Annotated in this window: 7 protein-coding genes and 1 riboswitch; all 7 genes read right to left on the bottom strand. The window is 68.3% G+C overall.

Translation table 11 applies throughout. The features are described 5' to 3' along the window. Positions 1–40 precede the first annotated feature (40 nt). The 7 genes from ACFXGJ_RS04420 to nirB all read right to left on the bottom strand — a co-directional run bounded on the left by ACFXGJ_RS04420 (position 41) and on the right by nirB (position 10,519). On the bottom strand, positions 41–748 hold the full coding sequence (locus tag ACFXGJ_RS04420; RefSeq protein WP_378616875.1) for an MspA family porin: 708 nt from the start codon (positions 746–748) through the stop codon (positions 41–43). Between the two features lie 132 nt (positions 749–880). Beyond that, positions 881–1,615: a respiratory nitrate reductase subunit gamma gene (gene narI, locus ACFXGJ_RS04425; protein ID WP_378616877.1), complete on the bottom strand. Its 735-nt coding sequence runs from the start codon at positions 1,613–1,615 to the stop codon at positions 881–883. Continuing rightward, a complete protein-coding gene (gene narJ / locus ACFXGJ_RS04430; RefSeq protein ID WP_378616879.1) occupies positions 1,612–2,325 on the bottom strand; it encodes a nitrate reductase molybdenum cofactor assembly chaperone in 714 nt (237 codons plus the stop codon). The genes narI and narJ overlap by 4 nt, the downstream gene beginning before the upstream one ends. Continuing rightward, positions 2,325–3,968: a nitrate reductase subunit beta gene (narH, locus tag ACFXGJ_RS04435; RefSeq protein ID WP_378616881.1), complete on the bottom strand. Its 1,644-nt coding sequence runs from the start codon at positions 3,966–3,968 to the stop codon at positions 2,325–2,327. Before narH ends, narJ begins: the two co-directional genes overlap by 1 nt. Next, entirely contained in the window at positions 3,968–7,654 is a 3,687-nt protein-coding gene (locus tag ACFXGJ_RS04440) for a nitrate reductase subunit alpha (RefSeq protein WP_378616883.1), read from the bottom strand. The genes narH and ACFXGJ_RS04440 overlap by 1 nt, the downstream gene beginning before the upstream one ends. A gap of 49 nt (positions 7,655–7,703) precedes the next feature. Continuing rightward, the gene (locus ACFXGJ_RS04445) at positions 7,704–8,024 is read right to left on the bottom strand and encodes a Rieske (2Fe-2S) protein (protein WP_378616885.1); all 321 of its coding nucleotides are present in this window, start codon (positions 8,022–8,024) and stop codon (positions 7,704–7,706) included. After that, positions 8,021–10,519 carry a nitrite reductase large subunit NirB gene (nirB, locus tag ACFXGJ_RS04450; protein WP_378616887.1) on the bottom strand — a complete coding sequence of 833 codons (2,499 nt, stop codon included), beginning with the start codon at positions 10,517–10,519 and terminating at the stop codon, positions 8,021–8,023. Before nirB ends, ACFXGJ_RS04445 begins: the two co-directional genes overlap by 4 nt. Before the next feature lie 384 nt (positions 10,520–10,903). Beyond that, a riboswitch (M-box (ykoK) riboswitch) is annotated at positions 10,904–11,082 on the top strand. Positions 11,083–11,242 lie beyond the last annotated feature (160 nt).

An 11,242-nucleotide genomic window follows, 5' to 3' on the forward strand; every position in this document is an offset into this window, starting at 1 on the left:
GCCACTGGCGGGGTGGGCGATTCCGGTCCCGGTGTGCGACCTAGAGCGGAACCGGCGCGCCGTAGGTCATCACGATGTCGCCGGCGTCGGTCTCGGCCCGGGCGTACGGCCGGATGGTCACCTGGCCGATCGCGCCGGACACGCTGCCGTGGATGCCCGCGATACGAAGCCTGGCCCCGGGCCCGTCGAAGGACTTGTCCTTGACGATGGGCACGTCGGTGATGCCTCCGGGCTGCAGGTCGAAGGTGAAGTTCTGCTGGGGGATGAAGTCGCCCAGCAGCTCTCCTCGGTTGTTCGCATTCAATGCCAGGGCGGGTGGGGTGCCGCCGCCCAGGCCGAGGAGGGCATTGTTGCTGTGTTCGAGCTCGAAGCCCAGGCCCGGGGTGTTGAGCTGGATGGTCGCGCCGGTGATGGCGATCGGGTAGCCCAGCTGGTATCCGAAGGAGAGTTTGGTGCCCTTCGCATCGGCCGCGTTGGGGCCGGTGATCTGGACCTCCGCGTAGCCGTTGTGGAAGAACTCGCGGCTCAGCGGCGAGCTGTCCAGCGGCGGTACCGCGTTGATCGAGGTGTCGCCCTGGGAGACCTCGACCCGGTCGCCGCTGAAGTCGACGAGGCTGTTGGCGTTGTCCACGCCCGCGGCGGCTGTTCCGGTGCCGAGCACCAGGCCGAGCACGGTAACCCCCGCCGCCGCGACTGCGCGCTTCGTGTTGACCTTGCGAATCCGACGATGCCTGCGAATCTCCGTCATGAAAATCCTCACTCGTTCGGTCGTTGTCCCGAGCGCGTTGTCGCGCCTGGTCACCAGCTCAACGGTGGACCCCCGATTCCATTCAGACGCTAGTCGATAGGTGCGACGTTCGCGCGCTATTCTGCGTTGCGTTCACGACCTGTTTCCGTTCGCGGATTCCCAGGCCCGGTCGTACCGGTTTCCCCCAGGTCGGCGGGGGTCCTTGCTGCGGTACACGACATACGGCCGACCGAGATATCCGACGGGTGCGCTGAATACGTGCACCAGGCGGGTGTACGGCCAGATCGCGAGCAACGCCAAAACGGCCAATCCGTGCAATTGGAAACTCCACGGCACCCCGACCATGAGATCCGGTTGCGGGCTCAGCGAGAAGAGGCTGCGGAACCACGGCGACACGGTGGACCGGTAGTCGTACTTGCCGAGGATCAGGTTCTCGCCCATGGTGTTGAACATCCCGCTGGCGATAACGACGACGAACAGTGCGTACATGACCTTGTCACTCGTGCTGCTCGCCTGGCGGACGGTGACCACCGTGATCCTCCGGTACAGCAGGATCGCCAGACCCACCACGGTCGCGATCCCCGCGGGCACGCCGAGACCGACCGCCATCAGGTGGTAGGAGTGGTCGGACAGGCCGACGGCCTCGGTCCACGCGGCCGGGATCAGCACGCCCCCGACGTGACCGGCGAGCACGGCCAGGATCCCGAAGTGGAACAGCGGGCTGCCCAGGCGCAGCAGCCGGCTCTCGTACATCTGCGAGGACCGCGTCGTCCAGCCGAACTGGTCCTTGCGGTAACGCCAGATGTGGCCCACCACGAAGGACGTCAGGGCGATGTACGGCAGCGTCAGCCAGAGCAGCGTGGTCACCGTCGTTCTCCGATCTCGGGGTAGTGATCGACGTGGGGGTGCAGGGCGGGATCGAGTGCGTAGGTGTCGAGGCCGACCGCCTCCTCCGGCGGTCCCTCGGCGGCGAGCTTCGCCACCTGCCGCCGATCGTCGGTGTCGAGGCCGGGCACGGTCGCGCAGACCGCGTCGAGCACCCCGGCGAAGGGGGACCCGCTGTCGTGCAGGGACAGTCGCAGCACCTCGACGACGGCGCGGTGCGTCACGAGCAGCCGGTATCCGCGCGCGGCGTCGGTGGTGGCGGCGAACTCGAGCACCACCGGCAGGTAGTCGGGCAGCTCGTGCTCGCCGAGTGCGACGCCGGCGTTTCGGTAGGCGTTCTTGAAGCGCAGCAACGCCATTCCGCGGTTGCGGGTGTCGCCGTAGGCGTAGTACGACAGGTGCAAGCTGCTGCGCCGCCGCAGGTCGAACGTCTCGACGTACAACGCGGACAGCTCGATCCGGGGCGTCGCCTGCATGAAAGCGATGCATCCGAGCAGGTGCTCGCTCGCCGGTCCCGACACCGTGGCGGCGGCGTCCCGGAGGTCGCGCAGCATGCCGAGCGTCTGTTCCGTCGGGTAGTCCAACAGCAGGGCGGCGATCCGCCACACCAGCCGCTGGTCCCGCTCGGACAGTGCGTCGGAGGTGCTGCGCAGCCTCCCCGTGGCCCGGCGGCGCAACCCGAGCGCGCCCATCAGGCGTCCTCGCGGCCGGCGGCGGTGCCGCCCACCCCGGTGGGGACGAGCCCCTCGGTGCTCCTGCCGTCCCAGTTGAGCAGGTTGATCCGCCCCGACTTGTTCTCCGGCGCCGCAGTCGAATTCGTGTCCTGCGCCTGTTCGGTCAGGTGGAACTTGTCGGCCATCACGTCGAAGGCCGTCATGCCTGGTCCGCCGTCCTCGTCGAGGCTGCAGCCGGTGGCGAGCGCGTCGAGACGGTGCGCGTCCGAGCCGGCTCCGGTGGGGATCACGTAGCGGTCCTCGTACTTGGCCAGCGCGAGCAACCGATACATCGCGGTCAGGTCCTGGGGTGACAGGCGCACCGCCTCGGCGACCTCCGGTCGGGTCGGCTCGCCCAGGTTCACCCGGCGCATGTGCGCGCGCATCGCCGCAAGCCGCTGCAGCGACGCCCGCACCGGACCGACCTCACCGGCGGTGAAGAGTGCCGCCAGGTATTCGATCGGGATCCGCAGCGCATCGATGGCGCCGAACAGGTTGTCCGCCTCCTCGCCGTCGTGACCGGTGTCCGAGAGCGCCTCGACCATCGGCGAGAGCGGCGGGATGTACCAGACCATCGGCATGGTGCGGTATTCCGGATGCAGCGGCAGCGCCACCTGGTAGTCGACGATCAGCTTGTAGACCGGTGAGTTCTGCGCCGCCTCGATGAACTCGGACGAGATGCCCGCCCGTTCGGCCTCGGCGACCACTCGCGGGTCGTGCGGGTTGAGGAACACCCCCAGCTGTGACGGGTACAGATCCTTGTCGTCGGTGACCGAGGCGGCATCGAGGACCGCGTCGGCGTCGTAGAGCATCACCCCGATGTACCGCAGTCGGCCGACGCAGGTCTCCGAGCAGATGGTCGGGATGCCCACCTCGATCCGCGGGTAGCAGAACGTGCACTTCTCGGCCTTGCCCGTCTTGTGGTTGAAGTAGATCTTCTTGTACGGGCAGCCGGTGACGCATTGCCGCCAGCCCCGGCACTTGTCCTGGTCGACGAGGACGATGCCGTCCTCGGAGCGCTTGTAGATCGCGCCGGACGGGCACGAGGCCGCGCACGCCGGGTTCAGGCAGTGCTCGCAGATCCGCGGCAGGTAGAACATGAACGTCTGCTCGAACTCGAGCTTGACCTTGTCGGACACCTTGGCCAGCATGGGGTCCCGCCCCACCTGCTCCGGTCCGCTACCCAGGTCGTCGTCCCAGTTCGCGCCCCAGGTGACCTTGGTGTCCTCGCCGGTGAGCAGCGACTTCGGCTTCGCCACCGGGACGGTGTCGATGGCCGGCGAGGCCAGCAGGTTGTCGTAGTCGTAGGTCCACGGCTCGTAGTAGTCCGACACGGTCGGCAGGTCCGGGTTCGCGAAAATGTTGAGCAGTCGCCTGATCCGAGAACCGCTCTTCAGGGTCAGCTTGCCGCGCTTGTTCAGCGTCCAGCCGCCCTTCCACTTCTCCTGGTCCTGGTACTGCCGCGGATATCCCTGTCCGGGGCGGGTTTCCACGTTGTTGAACCAGGCGTACTCGACACCGCCGCGGTTGGTCCATGCCTGCTTGCAGGTGACGCTGCAGGTGTGGCAGCCGATGCACTTGTCCAGGTTCATCACCATGGCCATCTGCGCCATAACTCTCATCAGTACGTCACTTCCTGGTCGCGGCGGCGAATCGTGGTGACCTCGTCGCGCTGATTGCCGGTCGGGCCGTGGTAGTTCATGGCGAAGGACTGCTGTGCGTAGCCGCCGATCAGGTGCGAGGGCTTGATCATCAGCCGGGTGAGGGCGTTGTGGATGCCGCCCCGCTTGCCGGTCCGCTCCGTCCTCGGCACCCCAACTGCCCGGTCCTGGGCGTGATACATGAACACCGTGCCCTCGGGCATCCGGTGGCTGACGATCGCGCGGGCCACCACGATGCCGTTGCGGTTGGTCGCCTCGATCCAGTCGTTGTCCGCCACACCGATCTTGGCGGCGTCCACGTCCGACATCCAGATGGACTGACCGCCGCGCGAGAGGGTGAGCATGTGCAGGTTGTCCTGGTAGGCCGAGTGGATCGACCACTTCGAGTGCGGGGTGAGGTACCGGACGGTGACGGCGGCGCCGACGCCGTTGCCGTGCGCCTCCCCGACCGCGGGCTCGCTGAACAGCGCGGTCATGTCCAGCGGCGGACGGTAGATCGGCAGTTGCTCACCGAGTTCCGACATCCAGTCGTGGTCGAGGTAGAAGTGCTGCCTTCCGGTGAGCGTGTGCCAGGGCTTGAGCCGTTCGGTGTTGATGGTGAAGGGCGAGTACCGCCTGCCGCCGGTCTCGCTGCCCGACCACTCCGGTGAGGTGATCACCGGGACCGGCCGGGCCTGGGTGTCCGCGAACCGGATTCGGGTGCCCTCGTTCTCGGCGGCCAGGTCCACGAGCTGCGTGCCGGTCCGCTCCTGCAGGTGCTCGAAGCCCTGGGTGGCGAGGCGGCCGTTGGTGGTGCCGGAGAGCGCGAGGATCGCCTCGCAGGCGTGCTTGTCCTTGGCCAGCGAGGGCCTGCCGGCCGCGACGCCGCTCGCGACGGTGCCGTTGACCCCGCGCAGGTACTCGACCTCCTCGGTCGGGTGGGTGGTCACACCCTTGGTGGTGAGCCCGAGTTCCTCGACCAGCGGGCCGAGAGCACCGAGCTTCTCCGCGATCGCCGAGTAGTCGCGCTCGACGACCACGAGCTTGGGCATCGTCTTGCCCGGGATCGGTTTGCACTCACCGCGCTTCCAGTCCAGCACCCGCCCGCCGGGCTGGGCGGTGGCATCCGCGGTGTCGTGGGTGAGCGGCATCGCGACGATGTCGCGCCGGGTGCCGAGGTGTTTCTCGGCCAGCCAGCTGAACCCGCGGGCGATGCGATGGAACGCCTCGAAGTCGGTCTTCGTCTCCCACGGCGGGGAGATGGCGGGTGAGAAGGCGTGCACGAACGGGTGCATGTCGGTGCTGGACAGGTCGTGCTTCTCGTACCAGGTGGCGGCGGGCAGCACGACGTCCGAAAACAAGGTGGTGCTCGTCATCCGGAAGTCCAGCGTGGTGAGCAGGTCGAGCTTGCCCGCCGGGGCCTCGTCCCGCCAGATCAGTTCCTCGGGCCGGATGCCCTCGGAGTCACGGGCGTTGAGATTCGAGTCGGCGCCCAGCAGGTGTTTGAGGAAGTACTCGTTGCCCTTGGCGGACGAGCCGAGCAGGTTCGACCGCCACACCGTCAGGCATCGTGGAAAGTTCTCCGGCGCGTCCGGATCCTCGACCGCGAACTGCAGGTGACCGGTCTCGAGGCCGTCGACGACGTGCGTGGCGGCGTCCTTGCCGAGCCGGTCGGCCTCGTCCGCCAGGTCCAGCGGATTGCGGTTGAACGTCGGGTAACTCGGCATCCAGCCGAGGCGGGTGGCGAGGGCGATGTTGTCCGCGGCTGTGCGGCCGGCGAACTTTCCGTCCGCGAGCGGCGAGGACATCACCTCCGCGGTGAACGGGTCGTAGCGCCACTGGTCGGTGGCCAGGTACCAGAAGATGGTGCCCTGCATCTGACGGGCGGGCCTGGACCAGTCGGAGCCGAAAGCCAGTGTGGCCCAGCCGGTCACCGGACGGCACTTCTCCTGGCCGACGTAGTGCGCCCAGCCGCCGCCGTTGACGCCCTGGCAGCCCGTGAGCATGGTGAGGGTCAGGAACGACCGGTAGATCTGGTCGGAGTGGAACCAGTGATTGGTGCCGGCGCCCATCAGGATCATCGAGCGGCCGCCGGAACGGTCGGCGTTGTCGGCGAACTCGCGGGCGACCCGGGCCGCGGCGGCCGCGGGCACGCCGGTGACGGCCTCCTGCCAGGCCGGGGTGTAGGGCTCGTCGGGGTCGTCGTATCCGGTCGGCCACGTGCCGGGCAGGTCGGGACGTCCGACACCGTACTGGGCGAGCATGAGGTCGAACACGGTGGTGACGGGCCGGCCGCCCACCGTGCGGGTGGGCACGCCGCGACGCAGCACGCCGGGCACGGAGGTGTCGTAACGAGGGAAGTCCACCGGCACGGCGTTCGCCGCCATGTCGGGGTCGTCGTACATGGTCAGCAGCGGATCGACGCCGTGCAGGTCGAGATTCCAGTTGCCCTTGCCGGACTCGGTGAAGCGATGCCCGAGGGAGCCGCCCGGTACCACGGTCTCGCCGGTGTCCGCGTTCAGGAGCACGGTCTTGTGCTCGGCGCCCTCGGTGGTGTCGCCGAGATCGGCTGCGGTGAGGAACTTTCCGGGCACGTACCCGTCGGCCCGCTCGTCGAGCGTGATCAGGTACGGGAGGTCGGTGTACTTCTTGACGTAGTCGGTGAACCGCTCGGTGTTCTTCTCGACGAAGAACTCCTGCAGGATCACGTGCCCCATCGCCATCGCGAGTGCGCCGTCGGTGCCCGGCCGCGCGGGCAGCCACTGGTCGGCGAACTTCGTGTTGTCGGCGTAGTCGGGGGAGACCACGACCACCTTCTGTCCGCGGTAGCGGGCCTCGGTCATGTAGTGCGCGTCCGGGGTTCGGGTGACCGGGACGTTCGAGCCCCACATGATCAGGTAGCCGGCGTCGAACCAGTCGGCGGATTCGGGCACGTCCGTCTGGTCGCCGAACACCTGCGGCGAGGCCTCGGGCAGGTCGGCGTACCAGTCGTAGAAGGACAGCATGGCGCCGCCGATCAGCGAGATGAACCGGGTGCCGACCGCGTGACTGACCATCGACATGGCCGGGATCGGCGAGAACCCGGCGACGCGGTCGGGGCCGTACCTCTTGATGGTGTGCACGTGGGCCGCGGCGACGATCTCGGCGGCCTCCCACCATTCGGCGCGGACGAATCCGCCCTTGCCGCGGGCGGACTTGTAGCGCCGGGACTTCTCCGGGTCGGACGCGACGTCCTCCCACGCGAGTACCGGATCCTTGAGTCGGTCCTTCGCCTCCCGGTACATCTCGAGCAGCACCCCGCGCACGTACGGGTAGCGGACCCGGGCCGGCGAGTAGGTGTACCAGGAGAACGAGGCCCCGCGCGGGCAGCCGCGTGGCTCGTACTCGGGCTTGTCGGGTCCGATCGACGGGTAGTCGGTCTGCTGCGCCTCCCAGGTGATGATCCCGTCCTTGACGTAGATCTTCCAGGAGCAGGAACCGGTGCAGTTCACGCCGTGGGTGGAGCGCACCACCTTGTCGTAGGACATCCGGTCCCGGTAGAAGTCGTCGGAGGTGCGCCCGCCGATCTGGTGCAGTGTGCGCAGATCGGTGGACGCCTCGCCGCGCTGGAAGTGCTTGCCGAAGCGCAGCAGCGCGTCGGCGTCCAGCTTGCCGGTGGTCTGGGACATGAAAGCCTCTCGAAGGGTGAAGTGCGACAGTGCAAGTGGTGGTGGGCCGTCAGATCCGGACGACCACCGCCCCGTCGTGCACGTCGGCCGGGTACACGCGGACCGGTGCGACGGACTCCGTGGTGCACGCCCCGGTGTCGAACCGGAAGGCGTACTGGTGCAGCGGGCAGGTCACGACGGTGCCGTCGATCTGGCCGTCGGCGAGGGGGCCTGCCCGGTGCGGGCACACCGCGTCCATCGCGCGCACCGTGCCGTCGGCCAGCAGGAACACCGCCACCTGCCTGCCGTCGACGACGTAGGTGCGGCCCTCGCCCGGTGTGAGATCGCCGATCGTGCCCACCGTCACCTGGCGGTCCGTCACCGCGGTCATCGGACCGGTACCTGCGGCAGCGGGAGCAGGGGCAGCGCCGGCGCGAACTGCGCCGGCGACCTCGGTGCACTGCGCTCCCGCCACGGGTCGCGGTACCCGGCGACCGCGGTCGCCATCCTCTCGTCCAGCCCGGCCACGATGCCCTCCTCGTCTCGAACCAACAACGCCTGCAGTCGTTCCAGGCCGACCCTCGGCACCCAGTCGTAGGTGCGCTCGAGCCATTTCGCGTCCTCGCGGTAGTGCTGGACGAACCGGCCCGCCAGCTCGACCACGGCGGCGGGCGAGTCGACGGTGGCGAGCAGGTCGCCCTTGCGGATGTGTGCGCCGGCGGCGCCGCCGACGTAGACGTCCCAGCGGCCGTCGCCGACCGCGACGACACCGAGGTCCTTGCACAGTGCCTCCGAGCAGTTGCGGGGGCAGCCGGCGACCGCGAGCTTGAGCTTCGCCGGGGTCTCGAGGCCCTGGAACCGTTCCTCGAGCGCGATCCCGAGGTTCGTCGAGTCGCCGAGTCCGTAACGGCAGAAGTCGCTGCCGACACAGGTCTTCACCGTCCGCATGCTCTTGCCGTAGGCGTACCCGGACGGCATGTCCAGATCGCCCCACACCTTTGGCAGGTCCTCCTTCCTGATGCCGAGCAGGTCGATGCGCTGGCCGCCGGTCACCTTCACCAGCGGCACCGCGTACTTGTCGGCGACGTCGGCGATGCGGCGTAACTGGTCCGGTGTGGTGACGCCGCCCTTCATCTGCGGGACCACCGAGAACGTGCCGTCGCGCTGGATGTTCGCGTGTACCCGGTCGTTGATGAACAGCGCGCCGCGCTCGTCCACCCAGTCCGGACCCCAGATCACCCGCAGCAGTGACGCCAGGGGCATCTTCGCGGTCGACTCCTCGCGGCCGCCCTCGGCGAGTTCGGCGAACACCCGAGACACCGCGCGCAGGTCCCGCTCTCGGATCGCGGCGATGAGCTCCGCCTTGGTCATCGGGATGCACGGCACGTACCAGTCGGCCGCGGGATCGGCGGCGAGGGCCCCGCCGGCCGCGCACGCAACGATGTCGGCGACGAGGCCTTTGCACGAGCCGCAGCCCTTGCCGGCGCGGGTCTTCGCGCAGACCTCGGTCAGCGTCTGTGCGCCGGAGTGCACGCACGCCACCAGGTCCGCCTTCGTGACGCCGTTGCAGTTGCAGACCTGGGTGTCGTCGGGCAGGTCCGCCGCCGACGCCGCCTCGGTGGCGCCCGCGAGGTCGAACAGCAGCGAGAGCCGGTCCTCCGGCAGTTCGACCTTCCCGTCGAACACCTGGGTCAGCAGGGCAGCCTTCCCGGTCTCGCCCATCAGCGTCGCGCCGACCAGCTTGCCGTCGCGGACCACAACGTTCTTGTAGACGCCCGTCCGCGAGTCGTAGAACTGGACGAACTCGTCGCCGTCGAGTTCGGGCCCCTTGACGCCCATCGCGGCGACGTCCAGGCCCGCCACCTTCAGCTTCGTCGTCGAGCTCGAACCCTGGTATGCCGCTGCGGGATTCGCTCCGGTGAGGTGCTCGGCGAGGACGACGGCCTGCTCCCACACCGGTGCGACGAGACCGTAGAGCTCGCCGCGGTGCTGGGCACACTCGCCGACCGCGTACACCGAACCCTCGTCCTCGCAGCGCATCTGGTCGTCGACGACGATGCCGCGTTCGACAACCAGCCCGCCGGCGCGAGCCAGCTCGGTGTTCGGCCGGATGCCCGCGGTGACCACCACCATGTCGGCGGGCAGGCTGCTGCCGTCGGTGAACCCGACCCCGGTCACCGCCCCGAACGGGTCGCGCAGCACGGCGGTGGTGCGCATCGCAGTGTGCACGCCCACGCCGAGCGCCTCGATCTTCGCGCGCAGCACCTCGCCGCCGCGCTCGTCGAGCTGCTGGTTCATCAGGTGACCGGGGGAGTGCACGACATCGACAGCCAGGCCCTGGGTGCGCAGCCCGTACGCGGCCTCGAGTCCGAGCAGCCCGCCGCCGATGACGACCGCGGTCACCCGGTCCCGGGACTGCGCGAGCTGCAGCATCCCGTTGGTGTCCGCGATGGTCCGGAAGCCGAACACCCCGCTCCCGAGCCGTCCGTCCGGTTCGCGCAGGCCGTCCATGTTCGGGAAGAAGGTGTTCGACCCGGTCGCGACGATCAGGATGTCGTACTCGACCACTCGGTCGCTCTCGCAGGTGACGGCCTTGGCGAAGCGGTCAAGGCGCACAGCCCGGTCGCCGGAGAACAGTGTGACGCCGTTCTCCCGGTACCAGCTCATCGGGTTGAGAACGATCTCGTCGCCGTCCGCGGCCGCCTCGCCGGCGAGCACGTGCGAGAGCATGATGCGGTTGTAGTTGCCGTACGGCTCGTCACCGATCATCGTGATGTCGAACTGGTCGCGGCCGCCGCGGGCGAGGATCTCCTCGACCGTCCGCGCCCCCGCCATGCCGTTGCCGATCACCAGCAGTCGCCGCTTCACCTCACCTGTGCTCGCCATGCGCCAAGGGTGCGGCGCCGCGGTGACGAGGTCGCTGCCGGGACGTTACGCCCGAATCAGGAAGTACTCACGCGTCGGCGGTCGTCGCTGTCAGGCTTCGTACACATGTGGAGTCGGCCCGCCGCCACGTTGACACCGAGCTGGCCGAGCGTCGACGGCGACCTGATGGTGGCGGACATCCTTCACGTGCTCGATGGTGATCCTCAATTTCTGATTCGGTTATTGCCGCTATTCGTGTTCGGGTTTCCTGAGATATCTATTTCGGATCTCGAATCGGATCCGTGCGAAGTTCATGTCCGATTAATCCGGGCATTTCGTTCGATATCGGTCAGGAAATGGCTCCCCATTTGACGTGGTCGGGTCGACGGGTTCAGCATGGGTAGTGCAGCACCTCGCTAGGTGAGGCGTCTGCACGGACACAGGCCGCTGACCCCGAACGTCGAAAGACGCCCCGGGTCAGGACAGCTCCTCCCGGATTAAGGGTTGAGCCCAAGCGGCTTCCGCGGCTGGAAGGGCGGCGGATACGCCGTGCAGTGCCGAAGCTCTGACGAGAGGGGTGCACACCCAGGCCTTGACGGGTTCGGGTGTCCTCCCGCGTGCAGTGACGACTAGGCACCCGCGCGTGCCACGGCTGTGAGGAGGTGAGGAACTCGGTGAGTCCCAGTGGCAATCAACATCTGGATCGACGGCCATTTCAGTTCCTGACCGGTCGCGGTCTCGATT

The organism is Rhodococcus sp. NPDC059234, assembly GCF_042754225.1.
GTDB lineage: Bacteria > Actinomycetota > Actinomycetes > Mycobacteriales > Mycobacteriaceae > Rhodococcus_G.

Coding starts and splice junctions, on each gene's coding strand:
- narJ (WP_378616879.1), bottom strand. CDS start 2,325: ATGGGCGCGCTCGGGTTGCGCCGCCGGGCCACGGGGAGGCTGCGCAGC.
- ACFXGJ_RS04420 (WP_378616875.1), bottom strand. CDS start 748: ATGACGGAGATTCGCAGGCATCGTCGGATTCGCAAGGTCAACACGAAG.
- ACFXGJ_RS04440 (WP_378616883.1), bottom strand. CDS start 7,654: ATGTCCCAGACCACCGGCAAGCTGGACGCCGACGCGCTGCTGCGCTTC.
- ACFXGJ_RS04445 (WP_378616885.1), bottom strand. CDS start 8,024: ATGACCGCGGTGACGGACCGCCAGGTGACGGTGGGCACGATCGGCGAT.
- narH (WP_378616881.1), bottom strand. CDS start 3,968: ATGAGAGTTATGGCGCAGATGGCCATGGTGATGAACCTGGACAAGTGC.
- nirB (WP_378616887.1), bottom strand. CDS start 10,519: ATGGCGAGCACAGGTGAGGTGAAGCGGCGACTGCTGGTGATCGGCAAC.